Raw genomic sequence first — 18,809 nt, 5'->3', positions numbered from 1 at the left:
TCGTGCAAACCGCCTGCGTCTTTTTCCAAAAAGATCTACCGAGGGGGTTGACACGATTCTGCGGGTTATACATAATCTCACTTCTCCGCTGCACGACGCAGTAGCAAATAAGCAGATGCAGTGGAAATCGCCGAAGATGAGCGTCACACGCTGATGGTTGAGCGAAAATCGAGCGAATCATCGGCGAAGTCAGGCAGAAAAATGCGGGAGTAGCTCAGTTGGTAGAGCGCAACCTTGCCAAGGTTGAGGTCGCGAGTTCGAGACTCGTCTCCCGCTCCAGATTTTAAGGCGCGTCGTTTTAGCAGTTTGAAAACGAAGTGTTGAAGCAGTAAAAAGCAGGACATATGCGGGAGTAGCTCAGTTGGTAGAGCGCAACCTTGCCAAGGTTGAGGTCGCGAGTTCGAGACTCGTCTCCCGCTCCAGATGCCACGGGGAAGCAGCGCTTCCCTTTTTGTTTGGCAGGTCTTGATCAACGTATCAGGCCATCGAATCAAATCTGTCCGGTCGTTGTGGGCACAAGCAGTTTGCCTCCAGTTCGGTCAGTCCGCTTCTGGCGCGATAGCAAAGCGGTTATGCAGCGGCCTGCAAAGCCGTGTAGGCCGGTTCGACTCCGGCTCGCGCCTCCAGATGCAAAGCAAAAGCCACCTTCGGGTGGCTTTTGCTTTTGCGCGCTGGCTTTGCGGCACCGACGGCTGCACGCAATGCGTGTGGCGCACAATAGCCGGAAATCCCCCTCTGCGGATGGCCGCTATGCCCATCGAACTTCCAGAAGACGCGCGCACCGAGGCGGTCGCCTCCATCCAGCGCTATTTCGACGCCAACATGGAGGAGCCGATCGGCAACGTCGCGGCGGGCGCGCTGTTGGGCTTTTTTCTCGAAGAGATCGCACCGGCGGTCTACAACAAGGCAATTGCCGATGCGCAGGAGAGCATGCAGGCGCGCATCGTCGATCTGGATATCGATCTGCACGAAGAGCCGTTCCAGTACTGGCGCAAGTACGCGCAGCCGCGCCGGCGCAAGTGACCACGGGTTGGTCGTGCGCGCATCGCGCGGCATAATCTTTTCATTCGCGATGTTGACGGAATCACCGACCATGACCTTGCAGTCCCCCGCCTTGCCGCTTCCTCAATTCGACTGGCAATGGAAACCCTTCGAGGCGCTCGATGCACGCGAAGTCTACGCCATGCTCAAGTTGCGCTCCGACGCCTTCGTCGTCGAGCAGCACTGCGTGTATGGCGACATCGACGGCCTCGACCTGGACGCCTGGCATCTGTTCGCCTGGGGCGAGCGCAATGGTGTGCGCGAACTCGCCGGCTATCTGCGTGTGCTGCTCCCCGACGCCGATGACGCGGACGTGCGCATCGGCCGCGTGGTGACATCGCAGAACCATCGCGGTATCAAGCTCGGCAATGCGCTGCTCGAACGCGCCATCGCGCAGATCGCGCGCCAATGGCCGCACGTGCAGATGCGCCTGCACGCCCAGGCGCATCTGCAGAAGTTCTACGGGGCGTTCGGTTTCGCGCCTGTCGGCGAGATTCACGAAGAGGACGGCATTCCGCACGTGTGGATGCGCTCCGCTTGAAAGGCGTGAGGCCCGGCGGCACCCTGCGAAGCGCTCTAAGTGCGCTGCGTGCGTCGTTCCTTGCGTTGCGCGCGGTCTTCGGGGCGCCCGCCGGAACGTTGCCCCGGCTTCAAACGTCCGCGCGCGGATAGGCGCATCCAGTGGCGCAGCGCGACCAGCGCGCCGACCACGCTCATCATCGACCCCGGAATCCAGAGCAGCAGGCCGCCGATCTGCTGATCGCGCATGGGCGAGAGCCAGGTAAATGCGCGGCCGCAGATCGAATAGACGGGATAAAGCTCGCGCGTCGTGAAGAAGATGAGTGCGCCGAGCACGATCTGCGGCGGAATCGCCGCGATCACGACCAGCACGCGCTTGCCCGGCGAGAGGCGAGCGGGCGGCGCGGGGCGCGAGTCGAGCACGAGCCACCAGAACAGCAGCCCGTCGATCACCATGCTCCAGTTCATGACGCGGTAGAGACGCCAGTCGAGCATCGCGATGAAGTGGATCGGCGAAAAGAGCCAGAAGTAAATGAGCCCGACGAAGAGCGTCACCGCGATGACGGGATGCATGACGATGTCGAGCGCCACGCGCACGGGCAGCGCTTCGAGCGCGGGCCGCACGAAGCGCTGTCGCCACTTGAACGGGACGCCAGCGCGCAGCGCCGCGCCGGGATACGCCAGCGCGATGAAGAACGGACCCACGTGGTGCAGCACCAGGTGCTGCCCGCGATGCATGAAGAACTCATGCTCGAAGAAGTAGTCGAGCCGCGTATGCAGTGCGACGTAAAGCGCACCGAGCCCGAACCAGAATGAGATCTGGCGCGTGAGCGATACCCGCGCGTGCCGCTTGCCGCGCACGAACAGCACCGCCGTGAGCAGCGTAGCGATCATGACAGTCGGCGATGGCTCCCAGGGTTGGAGCCAGTACAGCAGGGTCATCGCGAGCATGGCGGCGGCCTCATCGCGGATTCAACATGCTTGCGCGCGCAACGACAGATGATGCGCGCGCGATCCGTTACTGCACTAGATCTGCGGCCTTACTGCCCGGAGGGCGACTTGACCGTGAACGGCGTGTCGAGCGTTTCGCCGTCCGAGAACTCCAGCTTCACGTTGACCGTATCCCCCGGCGCGATCTTGTGCTTTGCCTTTTCCAGCATCAGGTGGTAGCCGCCCGGTGCGACCGCAAGCGTGCCGTGTGCGGGCACCGTCGCCTTGTGCACCATGACCATCTTCTGCGTCGAGCCGTTCGAGACCGTCTGATGCAGCATGACCATGCCGTAAGCGTCGCTCGATACCCCCACGAGATCGATCGGCTGGTCGCCGTCGTTCTTCAGCGTCACATAGCCCGCGGCCGGCAGATCGCCGGGCAGCCAGCGCACCCAGGCGTCCTGCGCGCTCAATGCGCCCGCGGCGGCGTGCGCGGCCGGCGCGAAGGCGGCAAGCGAGCCGAAAATGCTGAGCGCGTAGCCGAGCGTGACGGTGAGCGATTTGAGGTTCTTCGTCATGAGGTTTCCTGTTGAGGTTGCGGTTTCGAATACCGTTGTGAACGGCACTCGAAGATTGGACCGGCACGGCAGCATGCGTTCATGCCGTGTCGTTTATGACGCGGCGCAGGTCATGTGCGATCGCGTCTGCGGTGTCGTGGTCGGTGGCGAGCAGTCGCGCATGGCCCTGCGCGTCGAACACATAGACGGCCGAGCTGTGCGTAACTTCATAGCTGCCGTCGGCTTCGCGCTTTTCCATCTGGTACGCCACACGGTAGCGTCTCGCGAGCGACTCGATTTCGGCTTCGGTGCCGGTCAGACCGAGCGCATGCTGGGTATCGAATGCGCCCACATAAGTGTGCAACGCCTGCGGTGTGTCGCGCGCCGGGTCGACGCTGATGAAGAGTATGCGCACGTTCTGCGCATCGGCGCCCAGTTTTGCGACGACCTGGATCAGGCGCGCCATCGTTTCCGGGCAGACGTCCGGGCAGTGCGTATAGCCGAAGTAGACGAGCGTCGTGCGTCCGCGGAAGCTGGCGCCCGTCACGGGCTGGCCATTGTCGGCCGTGAGCGCGAAGTCGAGGTCGGGCAGATGGCCGCTCACGTTCATCAGCTGCCAGGGCTCGCCCGAACGGGAACAGGCGACGAGCAGCAGCGCCCCCGCCACGATCGCCGCGTGCCGCAGGCTTCGTAACGCGCAGCCGAAGCGGGCGCGTAATGTGCTACTCGAAGGCGCGAACGGGTTGGACAAAGACTGTCTCGTCGACTCGAGGGGTTGCGGTGGCCGCGCTCTTTCTTGCGACAGGGCGCGGCTTGTCGCTGCGACTGTAGCAAAACTGGATTCGCGCTGCCGGCTGCGCTCCGGCGTGGGCGCCGTTCGCGTCGATTTGCCGCATCGGAGGAGACGACCGATGCTATCCAGCGTCGTGGCGGTGTGGGGCGTTCATATCACGGCGGGAACCAGGCAATACGAGCTCGAGGCCCGCCGCGCACGCGGCTTGGCCCCTTACTTTCTCGATAATCGCCCAAAGGCGCGGTAAGATTCGCACACTTTCCCTCGGCGCAGTCCTGCCGGGGGCATACCCGGCCATGGGCCGATGGGTGAACAGAACGCAATGCATGCACTCCCGGCAGTCCTGCCGCCTGAACAGACGGCATTTTTCTTCGATTTCGACGGTACGCTCGTCGATCTCGCGCCCACGCCCGATGGCGTGCTCGTCCGTCCCGACATGCTCGCGCTGCTACGCCAACTGCGCCGCGCGACGCATGGCGCGGTGGCGATCGTCTCGGGGCGCGGCATCGACAGCATCGATGGCTTTCTGCGCATGCCCGATCTGCCCGTGGCTGGCCTGCACGGCGCCGAGCGGCGCGACGCCAACGGCGATACCCAGCGTGTCGGGTTCAACGACCAGCGCCTGCTGCACATGGAGCAGGTGCTCGCAGAGGTGGTACGCACGCATACGGGCATGCTGCTCGAGATCAAGGGCGCGTCGCTCGCGCTGCACTACCGCAATGCGCCCGAGCACGAGGGCACCGCGCGCGCCGCGACCGAGCGCCTCGCCGCCGACTACGCCGAAGCCTATGTGCTGCAGCCGGGCAAGATGGTCTACGAAATCAAGCCCAAGGACGTCGACAAGGGCCGCGCGCTGCGCGCCTTCCTCGACGAGCCTCCGTTCGCGGGCCGCCGCGCGGTGTTCGCCGGCGACGACCTGACCGACGAGAAAGGCTTTGCCGTCGTGAATGCGCTGGGCGGCCTGTCGATCAAGGTCGGCGGCGGCGATACCATCGCACAGACGCGCATCGACTCGGTCGAGGCGCTGATCGGCTGGCTCGCGTCGCTCGTCGCGGCCATGCCGGGCGCCCGGTGACCGCACGCATGCTTCGCCTTGTCCCGCGCGTTGATTGCCTGTCGCGATGGGCCGATTCGGGCGTGGCCTCGCGCCCACCATACTTTCCTGATTCCCTGCACGGACCCCGCACCTCATGAGCCGATTGATCATCGTGTCGAACCGCGTCGCGCCGATTTCCGAAGGCGGTCCGGCCGCGGGCGGCCTCGCGGTCGGTGTGTACGATGCGCTCAAGGAAACCGGCGGCATGTGGTTCGGCTGGAGCGGCGAAGTGCTCACGTCGGGCCAGCCGCAGATCGCGCTCGAGGAGCGCGGGCCCGTCACCTTCGCGACCATCGGCCTGTTGCGGCGCGACTACGACCAGTACTATCGCGGTTTCTCGAACGCCACGCTTTGGCCCGCGTTCCATTACCGCGCCGATCTCGTGCAGTACGACCGCCACGAATACGAGGGCTATAGCCGCGTGAACGCGTGGCTCGCGCAGCAGCTGGTGCCGCTCCTGCGCGAAGACGACGTGATCTGGGTCCACGACTATCATCTGATTCCTTTCGCCCAGGCGCTGCGCGCGGCGGGGGTGAAGAATCGCATCGGCTTCTTCCTGCATATTCCGTTTCCCGCCTCGCAGGTGTTGCTGGCGGTGCCGCCGCACCGCGAGCTGGTCGAGGCGCTCTGTTCCTTCGATCTGCTCGGTTTCCAGACCAGGCCCGATCTGCGCGCGTTTTGCGACTACATCGTGAACGAGGCGGGCGGCACGACCGTCATGCAGCCCGACGGACTCACGCGCATCGAGGCGTTCGGGCAGACGCTGTGCGCGGGCGATTACCCGATCGGCGTGTATCCCGACGAAATCGCGGAGCTCGCCAAGGCGGGCGAACGCGGCAAGCCGGTGCGCACGCTCAAGGCCACGCTGCACGGTCGCAAGGTCATCATGAGCGTGGATCGGCTCGACTACTCGAAGGGGCTCGTCGAACGCTTTCGGGCCTTCGAGCGCCTGCTCGACCACGCGCCGGCGCAGCGCAACAACGTCTCGTTCGTCCAGATCGCGCCGCCCACGCGCGCCGACCTGCACGCCTATCAGGACATCCGGCTGCGCCTCGAGGCCGAGTCGGGGCGCATCAACGGCCGCTATGCGGAACTCGACTGGACGCCGATCTGGTACATCCACCGCCAGTACGAGCGCGCGGTGCTGGCCGCGTTGTTCCGGGCCTCGAATGTGGGCTACGTGACGCCGCTGCGCGACGGCATGAACCTCGTCGCGAAGGAATACGTCTCGGCACAGGATCCTGAAGATCCCGGCGTGCTCGTGCTCTCGCGCTTTGCCGGCGCGGCGCAGGAGCTGTCCGGCGCGCTGATCGTCAATCCGCTCGATATCGACGGCATGGCCGACGCGCTCAACGCCGCGCTCTCGATGCCGCTCGCCGAGCGTGTCGCGCGCTATCGGGACATGATGGCCCAGCTGCGCGAGAACAACGTTTCGGTGTGGCGCGACCGCTTCATGCGCGACCTGGGCCAGGTCAGCCTGCGGCAAGGCGTGGCGTCGCCCCCGCTGGCGCGCGCGCAGGGCTGAGCGCCGGCGCCGCGCTCGCTACGAGGGCGAAAAAAGCCGCTTCAGTCGATAGACCGAAGCGGCTTTTTTTACGTCTCTGGCAAAGCGAAGCGGGCGAGGGCGCGCGCGCGTGTCACGCCACGTGCTTTTCGTCGGCCTTCTTGTTGCCGAGATGCAGCGTCGACGCCTTGCCGTACTGCTTCGCGAGGAGGTCGCGATAGAGGCCCGGGCGGTTGCGCAGCTCTTCCGGGCTGCCGTCGTCGATGACCTTGCCCGCGCTCATCACGATGATGCGGTCGAAGTTGTGCAGCGTGGAGAGGCGGTGCGCGATCGCGATCACCGTGCGGCCCACCATCAGCCGGTCGAGCGCCTGCTGGATGGCCTCTTCGGAGGCGCTGTCGAGCGCCGAGGTGGCTTCGTCGAGCAGCAGAATCGGCGAATTCTTGAGAATCGCGCGAGCGATCGCGACGCGCTGGCGCTGGCCGCCCGACAGCTTGACGCCGCGGTCGCCCACGATCGTGTCGTAGCCTTCGGGCATCGCTTCGATGAATTCGGCGCAGCGCGCCTCGCGGGCCGCGGTGAGCACCTCTTCGCGGCTCGCTTCGGGGCGCCCGTAGGCGATGTTCTCGTAGATCGTGCGGTGCAGAAGCGAAATGTCCTGCGGCACGAGCGCGATGGCCTGGCGCAGGCTGTCCTGGGTCACGTGCGAGATGTCCTGGCCGTCGATCTTGATGGCGCCGCCCTGGGACTCGTAGAAATGCTGGAGCAGCGCGAGCACCGTGGTCTTGCCCGCACCCGACTTGCCGATGAGGCCCACGCGCTGGCCGGCCTCGATGCGCAGGTCGAAGTGGTCGAGGATCGGCTTGCGGTGCGGATAAGCGAAAGTCACGCCCTCGAAATCGACGCGGCCGCCCTGGGCCACGAGTTCCGTGGCGTCGTCGCGATCGGGCATGCCGTGCGGCTCGAGCAGCGTCTGCACGGCTTCGGCGAGTCGCGCCACGTGCTGCGTGACGTCCACCAGCGCCACGGCGAGATCGCGCGTGCCGTGCAGGATCGTGAAGCCCAGCGAACTCACGAGCACGATGTCGCCCGACGTCGCCTTGCCCTGATCCCACAGCCACAGCGCCCAGCCCAGCAGGCCGGCCGACAGCATGGCCGTGATCACGGCGTGCAGGAGGCGCAGCTTTTCGAGGTAGAGCAGGCTCGAGCGGCGCGCGTCGAGCTCGGCCTTGACGGTCGAGCCGAAGCGCTTTTGCTCGCGCAACGTCATGCCGAAGGCGCGCACGAGCGCCATGTTGCCGATCACGTCGACGAGTTCGCCGTCCACCGCGGCCGCTTTCGAGGCGAACGTGTGGTGGCGCGACGAGCCGCGCCCGGCAAGCTTGAAGAGGATCACCGAGAGCACTGCCGAGCAGAACAGGAGGCCCCCCGCCATCAACGGATTGACCGCGATGATCATGACGATGGCGCCCGCCACCGCGATGCAAGGCGGCAGCACGTTCCAGGCGGTGGTGTTCTCGGCCGTGTAGACGGCGTTGGAAGTCGCGGTGATGCGGCTTGCGAGCGTGCCGGGCTGCTTTTCCGAGTAGTAGGTGGGCGAGTGTCCGCTCAGATACTGGAACAGATCGCGCCGCAGGTCGCCCGTGACGGCGACGAAGGTGTGGGCGGCAAACCAGCCGCCGACCCGCCACAGCAGGTTGTCGGCGGCGATCAGTCCGACCAGGATGGCGAATGCGGTCCACAGCGGCCCCGGATGGTGGCGCCCGGCGCCGAGCACGTCGATCAGATGCTTGATGGCGTACTGCGAAGCCAGCGCGCACCCCACGGCCGCGAACACGCTGGCGAGCACGACAGTGTGGGCGAACGGGTGGCGTTTGATGTAGCGGAAAAGGAACGCGAGCGGCCGCCGCGCATAGCTCGCGAGCTTTGCGTTGTGGGCGTTACGCTGGGCGATGGTCAGATGTTCCAATTGATCGGGGTGGTCGGTCTGACGGAACTTCGTCCGTGCAAGTTCAAAGGAAGAAAGGAGGCGCGCTACGGCGACGAACGGTTTGAGCGCGCGGCAACGGAGGCGGATTTACCGCATTGTAAACACCCCATGCGCGAAGCGCACCGCCTATGCCCGGCGGACGCGCATCATATCGCGACAACAGCGCCCGGGACACCGGTTGCGGCGATGCTGTTGCGGCAGAGGTTCAGCACGAATCCCGGACCCTTTTAGAGATAGAATGGCGGTTTGCCTTCCGAAAGGCGCACTGCCCGCACTTCTCATCTGCAAGCGAGCCTCGCCGGTTACATACGGGAAAAGACGGGAACATTCGGGAAGGCCGCGGTCAGTCGAGTTGCGACAAACGCCCGCAGTTGTTTTCCGCGACGCAGCACCCAATCTAGAACTGTCTTGGAAAACAAGGGGTTGCGGAGTGTTTCCCGTTTGTAACAAGGTAAAGACTTTGAAATGATCGGACCGGTATTTTCCCTGAGCCGGGATAATGCCGACTCCAACTGCGTAGGGAATTTGACAGCTTTTGTGTCAACGGCCGCGAGCCCTGCGCGTTTACCGCCTGAACCGCCGCGTGTGCGCTCTTGTCGCTTCACAACTGCGTCGGGTCTATTCCGGATTTCCGGTGCGGTTAGCGGTATGGAACGCCTGGATGGCGCGTGGCGACAAGAAAGCCGCAGCCTGCATAGGTCGATTGTCAAATTTGCAGTCTATTGCCCGATTTATTACGAGGAAGGAGTTCACCACTATGCGAATCGCTCAAATCGCTCCGTTGCACGAGGCGGTTCCTCCCAAGCTGTACGGCGGCACGGAACGGGTGGTCTCCTACCTGACCGAAGCGCTGGTCGAACAGGGCCACGATGTCACGCTGTTCGCAAGCGGCGATTCGGTCACCTCGGCAAAGCTCGAAGCGTTTTGGCCGCAGGCGCTGCGCCTCGACCCGACGATTCGCGACGTGATGGCTCCGCACATGCTGCTGCTCGAAGAAGTTCGCCGCCGCGCGGACGAGTTCGACGTGCTGCATTTCCACATCGACTACTACCCGTTCTCGCTGTTCCAGCGCCAGCCGGTGCCGTTCGTGACGACCATGCACGGCCGTCTGGACCTGCCGGAACTGCAGCCGGTGTTCAACGCGTTCAACGACGTGCCGGTCGTCTCGATTTCGGACAACCAGCGTATTCCGCTGCCGCAAGCCAACTGGCAGCAGACCGTCTACCACGGCCTGCCGGAGGACGTGCTCACGCCGATCCCGAACGTCGAGCCGGGCTACCTCGCTTTCCTCGGCCGCGTCTCGCCGGAGAAGGGCCTTGACCGGGCGATCCGCATCGCCGGGCAGGCAGGCATGAAGCTCAAGGTCGCCGCCAAGATCGACAAGGCCGACCGCGCCTACTACGAAGAAGTCATCAAGCCGCTGATGGCGCTGCCGCACGTCGAGTACATCGGCGAAATCGGCGAGCACGAAAAGCGCGAGTTCCTCGGCAACGCGCATGCGCTGGTGTTCCCGATCGACTGGCCGGAGCCCTTTGGCCTCGTCATGATCGAAGCCATGGCCTGCGGTACGCCGGTCATCGCGTTCAAGCGCGGCTCGGTGCCCGAAGTCATCGACAATGGCGTCTCGGGCTTCGTCGTCGAAGACGAAATCAGCGCTGTCGCGGCGATCAAGCGCCTGTCGACGCTGCCGCGCGAGAAGGTCCGCGCCGCGTTCGAATCGCGCTTCTCGTCGAAGGTGATGGCGCGCAACTACGTTGCCGTGTACGAAGAACTGCTGCGCCAGAAGCGCCGCACCGTGCTGCGCGAAGTCGCCGCCGGCTAAGGTTGTTGTACAGAAAGCGGGCGTGCTGCGGCGCGTCCGGTTTTCTCCGCGTTTGCCCAGCGCCCCGGTGCCCGTGCACCGGGGCGCTGTCACGTTTGGCGCCGGCGAGTGAGGCGTTTGCTTAATGTCCCTATAATGGCCGTGCCGTAAAATCCGCGGCGCACGCGACGACGACAGTGACAGACCTCAGCAGGAGACCCCACTTGGCGAGAACCCGACCGACGCCCACGGCCACCGTACCCGGTGCCGGGACGCTCTTCGCGCTGCGCGCGATCGGGCTCGTGATCCTGGCGCGCTGGCTGCATTCGATGGCGCAGATGAACTTCCTCGCCGCGCTCGAAGGCATGGCTTCGTCGCCGGCGGCGTGCCTGAACCTCATCTTCCTGTTTCTGCTCATCGTGCTGCCGGGCGCCAAGGCGCGCGTCGAGCGGCCGTTTCACCCGCTGCCGCAGTGGCTGCGTCAGGCGCTGCGCTTTTTCGGCACGCTCGGGTTCCTGTTTGCGATCGGCTCGATCGGCATGTTCGTCTGGACCGCCGGCTGGCGGCGCACCTTCCACGCGGCGGCGGACACCAACGGCTGGCTCGTTGCCGCGCCGGCGCTCTATGCGGCCGTGGTATGGATCTGCCGGCCGCGCGCGCTCTGGCGCACGAACATCGCGGCACGTCGATTCGCGATCGGGCGCTTTGCCGTTTCGATTGACGTCGCCACCCGCACCACGGTTGTCTGGCGGGAGAGCCGCAAGGTTGGTCAGTACGATGCGCGCGAGTTGTCGGTTCGCTGGCTCTCGGGGGGGCAGCCAGGCGCAGCGCCGGGAGGGGGGCTTGCGTCCGGGTCAACGGGGTTCGCCGCACCGGCGCCGACCGAAGATCCTGGGCGCGCGCCTCGTGTCAGCGAACCCGGTGTCGAACCGGAACCGGCTTTGCTTCCCGCGGACTCCAGTGCGCAGGGATCGGAGCCGTCCGCGGCGACGCCCGAGCCGGCCACGGCCACTGAGCCGCGTGCGGCGGCGGCATCGTCAGCGTCGCCGCACCGGGACGGGGCCGCGCGTCGGCCGAAGATCGAATTGCTGTGGGACTCGCCGGCTGCGGCGGGCCACAACCGACAGACTGTGTTTCTCGCGCGCCTCGCTTCCGAAGGCGACCGCACCGCCGCGCGCGCACTCGACGCGGCGCTGAGGCAGGTCTGACGCACGGGCCGCCTTCGCTGCGTCCGTGCTCGAGTGTTTACCGTTGCTTGCCGTTCCTGTCGTTCACCCGAAGGAGTCGCAATGCTCACACGCTGGTTGCTCGCCGCCATTCACCTGCTTGCCTTCGGATTTGCGCTCGCCTCGATTCTGCGCCGCACGCGCGGGCTGCGCCGCTGCACCTCCACCGAGGACCTGCCCGTGATTTTCAGCGCCGACAATGGCTGGGGCGGCTCCGCGCTCGTGCTGATCGTGACTGGCGCGATGCGAGCGTTCGGCGGCTTCGAGAAGGGTGCCGCGTACTACCTCCACGAGCCGCTCTTTCACGTGAAGATGGGGGCGCTTGTCCTGATCTTTCTGCTGGAGATCGCACCGATGATGGCGCTGCTGCGCTGGCGGCTCGCTGTGCGCCGGGGCGACGTGCCCGATTTGACCGGGGCGGCGAAGTATGCCCGTATCGGCCGGTGGCAGACGCTCCTGGTTGTCGTGATGGTCTTCGCCGCAACGGGCATGGCGCGCGGTGTCGGGCTCGACATGGGCGGCGAGTAGTGAGAGGTTCGGTCGGTCGGGGGACCTTGGGGAATCTACCGACCAGCCCGCTCCCATGGCGAGCAGGTGCTTGCCCCCGCAAACTAAAAGGCCTCGTTGCTTGCGCAACGAGGCCTTTTATGCGAAGTACTTCGTCCAAACCGCCGCCATCAAAGCCTTCATAGACAAGGAGCGGGGTCTCGTAAAGCGTGCGCCATGCCCGCAAACATGTTCCCAAATCGAATTGATACGCCTGGAGCGCGGGGGCCAAGATTCGCCGCGAACCTGAACATTTCGCTTCTGCGCGCCGCAAAGCTGGCAAAAGCGAGCGCTGGACAGAAGCCGACCGTCTATGGGGTTCGTGAGGGCCAGTTCATCACGCTCGATCAAAACGGATACTTTGTTGACAAGACGCCGTATGTACCGGTCGCAGCCAGGGTGCAGCAACGGCGAGCAACATCGCCAGTTCCAGCGGAGGACCAAACTAGGCAGGGAACATTCCAATATCCCGTTCACTGACGAGGAGGCGCGCAAGCTCGGGGAATGGCGATCATGGCGATTGCCGGAGCGAACCCCGAGTTGCGTTCGCGTGTGCACATTACGGCCGAAACAAATATGGAATGGGCACGTCTGATGCCAATGACCCGGTAGTCGATGCGGGGTGCCGTCGTGGGCGGGTTACGGGCGGGCGTCGCCGTGACAGTGGTAGAGGATCAGAGGCGTCCGTCACCGTCAGCCATCAGGTCGGTGACGTGCCTCCTTCGATATGGTCGAGATCAATCGACAACAGTCGCAACCGTTTGACGTTCGGTGCTGAAGCGGGCGCATATTCACGGTCAGCGCGTTGCGCCGCGAAGCGATGGAAGAGTTGATCGACTGTTGCGCTTCTACAATCACGGGCGTCTGCACTCGACATTGAGCTACGTCAGTCCAGTGCAATTTGAACAAAACTGCCACGCCCGCACAGCGGCATAATAAAGTCACAGTTAGCGCATACGAAATTCGCGGGCAACGTTAGTCCGAATTCTCTGCATCCAAAGGTAAGCGGCTCGCGGCTGCCGTCGTAGACAGCCACAGGGATCGGCATCAAATTGCTGCCCATGTTTTCGAAGTGACGGGCACCACTTTGTCAGATCCGAGCGCCTGGCAGCCCTAAATGTCGCACGAACCATAATCCGCCATTCCGACGTCGCCATCGCCATCGCGATGGAAGCTTCCGAGCCAAGGGTGTCAATCCCCAGATTGACCCGAGAGAACGTCTTGAACGCGAGCGTGTAGTTACGGGGCGACGCCGGTATCTGGCTGAACAGCAAGCCGAGGCGGTGCGACTCGTTTCGGTGATGATCGTGAGGGAGGCATCATCGGTCAATGAACCTCGTGCGTCTGCCGGAGCCTCCGATCGTGATGCCAGCTGTGCCCGCTGGTTCAATCGAAGTTCGGATCGGCCGGGAAGCGGTTAGAGTCGACGGTATTGTCGACGCTGAGATACCCGCTGGACGGCAACGTCTTCATCTAAGGTGTGCGCCGGCGGCGATCTCGTGAGAATACTTTGGATAACTGAGAAAGCAGGGCTCTAGACTCTCACGAAACGGTTGGAGCGAGGGAGTTTCATCAGGCCGCAGACCTGTGGCGGAAGGTTTTCCCGACCTCCAGTCAACTTGTCGATATTGCTTGAGGGCATCGGCTGGCGGCAACCGCGCCGCACTGCGGCGCTGTCGATGTTGTACCGCGCTGAGGCCTCGCAAACTGCGCCTCATGTCGAACGGCGCGCATCTCCCTGAGGGTGTCCGCGCGCTTCAGGCCTGGCGCGTCGCTTGCCGAACGGAGGGTGAGATCGAGCGGTTGCTGCGGGACATGGCCGACAGGGAACTCGAGATCGAGTGCTTAACCGGCAGATCGCTCGGCTCGAAACCGAGCTTGAGGACCTCGCTGCCCGGCGCAGCGTCGCCAATGTATGCCGAGTCCACGTATCGATCGCGAGTACGTCTAGCGTCAACGCGTCGCCGCAGGAGGCGCTGTCATGCCATGCGTCGTGCGAAGAGCATTCGCTCGAACTCGATCCGTGCTGGCCACTGTGCGGAAAAGTCACGCGGTTGATCGGCGAAGACATATCCCGAGCAGTTCACTCGTGTCTCGGACGCCGCACTGACACTTCTATAGGAGATGCTTGTGAAAATCGGTAAGCACCCGGCAAAGGCACCTTGAAGCCCAAGTGTTCTAACGCGAGCATCGTGTCCATTAACTTTTAATGGACACGTGTACACGATGGAAGAACTCGCAACGAATCCCGAAGGCGCGGTGCAGCCGGTTCGGCGCCGCCGGCATAGCAAAGAATTCAAGGCGGAAGTGATGCGTGCGGCGATGCAGCCGCACGTGTCGATCGCAGCGGTAGCGCTGCACTACCGTCTCAATGCCAATTTGGTCCGCAGTTGGATTACCCGGCAAGCCAAGCGCCAAGGCGGTACGCAAGCAAGCCATTCAACCGATGTGTCGCCGGCTGAATTTGTTCCGTTGCAACTCCCTGCGCCTCTGAGTGCCGCGCCAGCGTCCGGCGCAATCGAGGTGGAAGTGCGCCGTGGGGCGACGACGATCACGGTGCGTTGGCCGTTGTCGGCCGCGGGCGACTGCGGCGCATGGCTGCAAGGCTGGCTGCGGTGATTCGCATCGAGGCGATTTGGCTGGCGACCGAACCGCTGGATATGCGCGCCGGCACGGAGACGATCCTCGCGCGTGTCGTCAAGGTCTTCGGCGCGGCGCGCCCGCATCACGCGTATTTGTTCGCCAACAAGAACTCGACGCGGATGAAGGTGCTCGTCTATGACGGTTTGGGTATCTGGCTGGCCGCTCGGCGTCTGAACAAGGGGCGGTTCGTCTGGACGAATGGGGAGCTGATGATCGCCACCGCGCTCAATCCCGAGCAATTGCAGGCGCTGGTGATGGGGCTGCCCTGGCGCACGCTTGCCCACGATCACGCGATCACGGTCGTGTAATGTCCCTAAAGCCGTAAACTGGCTTGCTTCCGAGGCGCGGTGGGTTCTGGCAGACTGCCCGCATGAACCTATCCGCCAATCTCGACGCCATGAGTCCCGACGAACTGCGCACGCTGGCTGCGCAGTTGATGGCTCAGGTTGGCGAGAACGAGCGGGAACTGCGCTACCGCCAGACGCGTATCGACCAGCTCACGCACGAGATTGCTACGCTCAGGCGCCTGCATTTCGGCAAACGCAGCGAGCAACTGAACGTCGAGCAGATGAGCTTGCTCAACGAAGCCATCGACGCCGACCTGGCCGCACTCGAAGTTGAGCTCGAGCAGCTGCAGTCGAATACGCCTGAGGACAAGCAGCGCCAGCAGCCCAAGCGTGCGCCGTTACCGGCACACTTGCCGCGTACCGACATCCACCATGAACCCGACGACATCACCTGTGCCTGCGGCTGCCAGCGTGTGCGGATCGGCGAGGACATCAGCGAGAAGCTGGACTATACGCCCGGCGTGTTCACGGTTGAGCGTCACATCCGCGGTAAATGGGCCTGCAAGGCGTGCGAGACGCTGATTCAGGCACCCGTTCCTCCCCATGTGATCGACAAGGGCATTCCCACCGTCGGGTTGCTCGCCCAAGTGTTGGTCGCCAAGTACGGCGATCACTTACCGCTGTACCGTCAAGAACGCATCTTTGAACGCGCGGGTCTGGCCATCCCCCAGTCAACGCTCGGTGAGTGGGTCGGCACATGCGGCGTGCGATTACAGCCGCTGGTCGACGCGCTTCGCGAAGTGCTTCTCCAGCACGATGTGCTGCACGCCGACGAGACGCCGGTGCAAATGCTCGTTCCCGGCAAAGGAAAGACGCAGCGTGCGTATGTATGGGCATACGCGACGACGCAGTTCGCCGACGTGCGCGCCGTCGTCTACGAGTTCGCCGATAGCCGCGCGGGCGAACATGCTCGCAAGTTCCTCGGCAACTGGCGCGGCAAGCTGGTTTGTGACGATCATAGCGGCTACAAGGCCGGATTTGAGTTGGGCATCACCGAGATCGCATGTGTTGCCCATGCAAGACGCAAGTTCTTTGAGCTGCACGCCAGCAACAAGAGTGCAATCGCCGAGCAGGCGCTGAAATACTTCGGCGAACTTTACGCGGTCGAGCGCGATGTTGCAGAGATCACGTCTGATCACCGACGGGAAGTGCGCCAGGAGCGCGCTCGGCCGATCGCCGATGCGTTACATCAATGGATGCTCGCCCAACGCAAACTCGTCTCCGAGGGATCGGCGATCGCCAAAGCGCTCGACTACAGCCTCAGGCGCTGGGAGGCGTTCACGCGTTATCTGGACGACGGGCACGTGCCCATTGATAACAACTGGCTCGAGAACCAGATCCGTCCTTGGGCCATCAGTCGGTCGAACTGGTTGTTTGCCGGTTCGTTGCGCGCTGGAGAACGCGCTGCGGCGATCATGAGCCTGATTCGATCCGCGCAGCTCAACGGCCATGATCCCTACGTCTATTTGAACGACGTCCTCAATCGATTGCCCACCCATCGAGCCGACGACATCGCCGCGCTTCTACCGCATCGCTGGGCGCCTGCCGCCGTTTGATTTACGGCGAGGACGCCCGGGGATGCCTTCACCGGGTGCTTACGAAAATCGATAGAAAATCAAGTATTTTTCAAGTCGTATATGCAGTGTCAGGATCTGCTGCACCTGCCGTTTTGCCACAGGGAATACCCGACCGCACCATACAGTGCAACTGTGAACAGGTTGCAATCGTGGCTCCGTCGCCGGTAAGCGCTAAATACGCGTCAACCGTTGACATCCCCACTGCTCTTTGGATCACATCGAGCATACGCGGGAACATGAGCGTGTTCACGAATTCACCGGATGCGTGGTGTAAGGCAACACCGGGGCCGTACGTCGCCTACAAGCAGCCGACTATGCCGATTTCCTACGGTGTTACGGTTGAATGTCGGACTAACGCGGTTATAAAGCAGTCTTCCGTTTCCATTCAAGTCTGTACGCCGTTGTTAACCTGTCAGACGCGAGACATTACTCTTAATATTACTCGGTAGATAGTTCACTGCCGACGCAAAGGCACCCCAGTTCTTTCTCGGAGGCTTCCAGCGAGACTTCCTTCGGCGTCGAATCCAATGAGAACTCTATACGATGTCCCGATCCGATCCTCGAAGAAACGAATACTGGATATTCCCGACGAACGTCTGCGATCGTCGCACGTGCGTAACAACGGGCCGTATGACGTACTGATCCTTGCTGACTGCAAACGCCAACGAGCCCCCGAAGCCGTCATTGGATTAGAAGTGCGCTTGACGTTGCGCTCGGGCGCATTGCGTCAATTGTCGGAGCTTCGCCGGAAGACCCCTCATGATGCGCCATGCTCAGCCGGAGCACCGTAGCGCGCCGGCGGTTTGATTCTATGACATGAAGCAGACCTTGGCATTTTCGGGAAGCGGCAGTTTACGCGAGCGTCACGTCACGTCTCGACGGGGCAAGTGCAATGAACGCGATCAACATTAAGATCGTGCGAATGTCACGTGCTGCAATCGTCAACGATGTCAGTCCTACATGCGATTTTGACGTCGGCATGCATGCAGTATCTCGTTGACCGCAAATGCTCCTCTCACGGTTTGCACATTTTGCAGGACACACAGGTGATACGCTCTTTCGCGGGGCAACAGCATGGCACCGTTTCTGTAAAGCGCGTTGCAAGAGTTGCTGATTTGTTGTGCCGCAAAGCTGCTCTGACTGTTTCCCAACGAACGCAGGATGCATTGATCGTAGTCTGGATTATCACTACCGTACACAGGGGTCGAGAGCGGGGCGGCGAGCGTGATGGAGACAAACAGATAGGCGAGTTTGAGCATGATTGTGGCCGAGACTCACGGACATCACGGCGGGCAGTAATGGATCGACAGCGATGCCTGAATCGCTGTCGATCGACCGGTTGTGGCCGACTGCTGACCGATGTGCATCGGATGGGTATTGCTTCTGACCGGTCGCTGAGACATTTAGTTCGCGTGGCCCAAGCCAAGTGCAGCAAGGTTGGGGGTTTGTCAGAACGCCAAGCTACCGCAGATTGGCACATTATTGTTGCAACGGTGACAAAATCGATGCACCGCTAACAGGAAGGCTTGTGTAGGAACAAGGGTTGTGCTGATCGCGGGCGCGGGCGGCAACCAGTTCGGATTATGACGCGGCAGAACTCCGTAGTCCGTGACTCTCTCTTGGCAACCTCGGGCAGTTCCGCCACATGAACGAGTTCGCGCTGGCGACCGCAATGCGGTATTGCGAGATAGCAGCGCTCAAGTGGGCCGATATCGACTGGTCGAAAAAAGTTGCGCGCCTCCATGCGAGCAAAAACGGTTTACCGCGCGATGCCGCTCGCGACAGCCGCGCAGCCGCGCCGGATCGTCTGAAGCGTGGGGAGGGCTTGATGTCCGCCGAGGTGATCGAACGCGCCTTCGGCTCGTGCGCAAACTGAAGATTTCGCGATATGCGGTTCCATGACCTTCGGTACACAGCCATCGCGCGTTACGCCCTATTGTCTCTTAGCCCGATTCACATATCGGTGGTCTCAGGCCACAAAGATATCCGGATGCTGCAGCGCTATACGCACCTTCAAGCGTGGGAGGTGGTCGAGATGATGCGCTAGCGAACTTGTCGCAGCGGGGCATCCCGGCTCGCCGCGTTGCCTTCGCGCGATCATAGCCTGCGCAAAATCGGCATGCTCCTCGTCTGACCTCGCGTCTCCGTCCGCCATCCACAGCAACTGCATCGCGACACACAGTATCCTGCGGCGCGATCCATCAGCGTAGTCCAGAAGCGCGGGCAGCGATCTAAGCGT

General features: G+C 63.0%; 17 protein-coding genes, 3 tRNA genes and 1 pseudogene. 15 read left to right on the top strand and 6 right to left on the bottom strand.

The window, feature by feature from the left end; genetic code table 11:
* Window positions 1-203 precede the first annotated feature (203 nt).
* From BMI01S_RS14575 to BMI01S_RS14555, 5 genes are all read left to right on the top strand, one after another.
* Window positions 204-279: transfer RNA gene (locus tag BMI01S_RS14575), tRNA-Gly, on the top strand.
* A gap of 67 nt (window positions 280-346) precedes the next feature.
* A tRNA-Gly gene (locus tag BMI01S_RS14570) sits at window positions 347-422 on the top strand.
* Between the two features lie 130 nt (window positions 423-552).
* Window positions 553-626: transfer RNA gene (locus BMI01S_RS14565), tRNA-Cys, on the top strand.
* Window positions 627-750: 124 nt separating this feature from the next.
* A complete protein-coding gene (locus tag BMI01S_RS14560) occupies window positions 751-1,023 on the top strand; it encodes a DUF2164 domain-containing protein (RefSeq protein WP_028212953.1) in 273 nt (90 codons plus the stop codon).
* 70 nt (window positions 1,024-1,093) lie between these two features.
* Window positions 1,094-1,582 carry a GNAT family N-acetyltransferase gene (locus BMI01S_RS14555; RefSeq protein ID WP_036019622.1) on the top strand — a complete coding sequence of 163 codons (489 nt, stop codon included), beginning with the start codon at window positions 1,094-1,096 and terminating at the stop codon, window positions 1,580-1,582.
* 35 nt (window positions 1,583-1,617) lie between these two features.
* Here the strand turns inward: BMI01S_RS14555 and BMI01S_RS14550 are convergent, their stop codons facing one another.
* The 3 genes from BMI01S_RS14550 to BMI01S_RS14540 form a co-directional block, all read right to left on the bottom strand.
* Entirely contained in the window at window positions 1,618-2,502 is an 885-nt protein-coding gene (locus BMI01S_RS14550) for a cytochrome c oxidase assembly protein (RefSeq protein ID WP_042289697.1), read from the bottom strand.
* Window positions 2,503-2,600: 98 nt separating this feature from the next.
* Window positions 2,601-3,068, bottom strand: coding sequence for a copper chaperone PCu(A)C (locus BMI01S_RS14545; RefSeq protein WP_028212956.1), 468 nt, complete (start codon window positions 3,066-3,068; stop codon window positions 2,601-2,603).
* Between the two features lie 79 nt (window positions 3,069-3,147).
* The gene (locus tag BMI01S_RS14540; protein WP_407669027.1) at window positions 3,148-3,798 is read right to left on the bottom strand and encodes an SCO family protein; all 651 of its coding nucleotides are present in this window, start codon (window positions 3,796-3,798) and stop codon (window positions 3,148-3,150) included.
* 364 nt (window positions 3,799-4,162) lie between these two features.
* Between BMI01S_RS14540 and otsB the strand changes: the two genes are divergently transcribed.
* Window positions 4,163-4,915 carry a trehalose-phosphatase gene (gene otsB / locus BMI01S_RS14535; RefSeq protein ID WP_028212958.1) on the top strand — a complete coding sequence of 251 codons (753 nt, stop codon included), beginning with the start codon at window positions 4,163-4,165 and terminating at the stop codon, window positions 4,913-4,915.
* A gap of 115 nt (window positions 4,916-5,030) precedes the next feature.
* Window positions 5,031-6,461, top strand: a complete 1,431-nt coding sequence (gene otsA, locus BMI01S_RS14530; RefSeq protein WP_042289638.1) for an alpha,alpha-trehalose-phosphate synthase (UDP-forming) — start codon at window positions 5,031-5,033, stop codon at window positions 6,459-6,461.
* A gap of 112 nt (window positions 6,462-6,573) precedes the next feature.
* On the opposite strand, the gene BMI01S_RS14525 is transcribed toward otsA, so the two are convergent.
* Window positions 6,574-8,409, bottom strand: coding sequence for an ABC transporter ATP-binding protein (locus tag BMI01S_RS14525; RefSeq protein WP_028212959.1), 1,836 nt, complete (start codon window positions 8,407-8,409; stop codon window positions 6,574-6,576).
* Between the two features lie 778 nt (window positions 8,410-9,187).
* Between BMI01S_RS14525 and BMI01S_RS14520 the strand changes: the two genes are divergently transcribed.
* The 7 genes and pseudogenes from BMI01S_RS14520 (at window position 9,188) to tnpC (ending at window position 16,549) form a co-directional block, all read left to right on the top strand.
* A complete protein-coding gene (locus BMI01S_RS14520; RefSeq protein ID WP_028212960.1) occupies window positions 9,188-10,252 on the top strand; it encodes a glycosyltransferase family 4 protein in 1,065 nt (354 codons plus the stop codon).
* Between the two features lie 203 nt (window positions 10,253-10,455).
* Window positions 10,456-11,439 carry a hypothetical protein gene (locus BMI01S_RS14515; protein ID WP_028212961.1) on the top strand — a complete coding sequence of 328 codons (984 nt, stop codon included), beginning with the start codon at window positions 10,456-10,458 and terminating at the stop codon, window positions 11,437-11,439.
* An 81-nt stretch (window positions 11,440-11,520) separates the two neighbouring features.
* Window positions 11,521-11,985, top strand: a complete 465-nt coding sequence (locus tag BMI01S_RS14510) for a DUF2214 family protein (protein WP_028212962.1) — start codon at window positions 11,521-11,523, stop codon at window positions 11,983-11,985.
* An 820-nt stretch (window positions 11,986-12,805) separates the two neighbouring features.
* A pseudogene (locus BMI01S_RS42990) lies at window positions 12,806-12,939 on the top strand (IS3 family transposase); the annotation flags it as partial.
* Window positions 12,940-14,229: 1,290 nt separating this feature from the next.
* Window positions 14,230-14,622, top strand: coding sequence for an IS66-like element accessory protein TnpA (gene tnpA, locus BMI01S_RS14505; protein WP_036045259.1), 393 nt, complete (start codon window positions 14,230-14,232; stop codon window positions 14,620-14,622).
* Window positions 14,598-14,954, top strand: a complete 357-nt coding sequence (tnpB, locus tag BMI01S_RS14500; RefSeq protein ID WP_154671284.1) for an IS66 family insertion sequence element accessory protein TnpB — start codon at window positions 14,598-14,600, stop codon at window positions 14,952-14,954. The genes tnpA and tnpB overlap by 25 nt, the downstream gene beginning before the upstream one ends.
* A 62-nt stretch (window positions 14,955-15,016) precedes the next feature.
* Window positions 15,017-16,549, top strand: a complete 1,533-nt coding sequence (gene tnpC, locus BMI01S_RS14495) for an IS66 family transposase (RefSeq protein WP_028231336.1) — start codon at window positions 15,017-15,019, stop codon at window positions 16,547-16,549.
* Between the two features lie 977 nt (window positions 16,550-17,526).
* Here the strand turns inward: tnpC and BMI01S_RS38995 are convergent.
* Window positions 17,527-17,829, bottom strand: coding sequence for a VF_A0006 family four-cysteine protein (locus BMI01S_RS38995; protein ID WP_081723445.1), 303 nt, complete (start codon window positions 17,827-17,829; stop codon window positions 17,527-17,529).
* Between the two features lie 386 nt (window positions 17,830-18,215).
* Here BMI01S_RS38995 and BMI01S_RS14490 point away from each other — a divergent pair, with 386 nt between their 5' ends.
* Complete coding sequence (locus tag BMI01S_RS14490; protein WP_028214503.1) at window positions 18,216-18,446, top strand: tyrosine-type recombinase/integrase; 231 nt, start codon at window positions 18,216-18,218, stop codon at window positions 18,444-18,446.
* A gap of 93 nt (window positions 18,447-18,539) precedes the next feature.
* Here the strand turns inward: BMI01S_RS14490 and BMI01S_RS42570 are convergent.
* Window positions 18,540-18,809 (bottom strand): hypothetical protein (locus tag BMI01S_RS42570; protein ID WP_042289629.1); only part of this gene is annotated, 270 nt, incomplete at its 5' end.

It is taken from the genome of Paraburkholderia mimosarum LMG 23256 = NBRC 106338 (assembly GCF_000739815.1).
GTDB lineage: Bacteria > Pseudomonadota > Gammaproteobacteria > Burkholderiales > Burkholderiaceae > Paraburkholderia > Paraburkholderia mimosarum.
Note: the sequence above shows the minus strand (reverse complement) of the source record. Positions and strands in the feature narration are given on the sequence as shown.

What these genes read in the sequence shown, in the direction of transcription:
- BMI01S_RS14555 (WP_036019622.1), top strand. Translation starts at nt 1,094, where the DNA reads ATGACCTTGCAGTCCCCCGCCTTGCCGCTTCCTCAATTCGACTGGCAA.
- otsA (WP_042289638.1), top strand. Translation starts at nt 5,031, where the DNA reads ATGAGCCGATTGATCATCGTGTCGAACCGCGTCGCGCCGATTTCCGAA.
- BMI01S_RS14560 (WP_028212953.1), top strand. Translation starts at nt 751, where the DNA reads ATGCCCATCGAACTTCCAGAAGACGCGCGCACCGAGGCGGTCGCCTCC.
- tnpB (WP_154671284.1), top strand. Translation starts at nt 14,598, where the DNA reads ATGGCTGCAAGGCTGGCTGCGGTGATTCGCATCGAGGCGATTTGGCTG.
- BMI01S_RS38995 (WP_081723445.1), bottom strand. Translation starts at nt 17,829, where the DNA reads ATGCTCAAACTCGCCTATCTGTTTGTCTCCATCACGCTCGCCGCCCCG.
- otsB (WP_028212958.1), top strand. Translation starts at nt 4,163, where the DNA reads ATGCATGCACTCCCGGCAGTCCTGCCGCCTGAACAGACGGCATTTTTC.
- BMI01S_RS14490 (WP_028214503.1), top strand. Translation starts at nt 18,216, where the DNA reads ATGAACGAGTTCGCGCTGGCGACCGCAATGCGGTATTGCGAGATAGCA.
- tnpA (WP_036045259.1), top strand. Translation starts at nt 14,230, where the DNA reads ATGGAAGAACTCGCAACGAATCCCGAAGGCGCGGTGCAGCCGGTTCGG.
- BMI01S_RS14520 (WP_028212960.1), top strand. Translation starts at nt 9,188, where the DNA reads ATGCGAATCGCTCAAATCGCTCCGTTGCACGAGGCGGTTCCTCCCAAG.
- tnpC (WP_028231336.1), top strand. Translation starts at nt 15,017, where the DNA reads ATGAACCTATCCGCCAATCTCGACGCCATGAGTCCCGACGAACTGCGC.
- BMI01S_RS14550 (WP_042289697.1), bottom strand. Translation starts at nt 2,502, where the DNA reads ATGACCCTGCTGTACTGGCTCCAACCCTGGGAGCCATCGCCGACTGTC.
- BMI01S_RS14510 (WP_028212962.1), top strand. Translation starts at nt 11,521, where the DNA reads ATGCTCACACGCTGGTTGCTCGCCGCCATTCACCTGCTTGCCTTCGGA.
- BMI01S_RS14545 (WP_028212956.1), bottom strand. Translation starts at nt 3,068, where the DNA reads ATGACGAAGAACCTCAAATCGCTCACCGTCACGCTCGGCTACGCGCTC.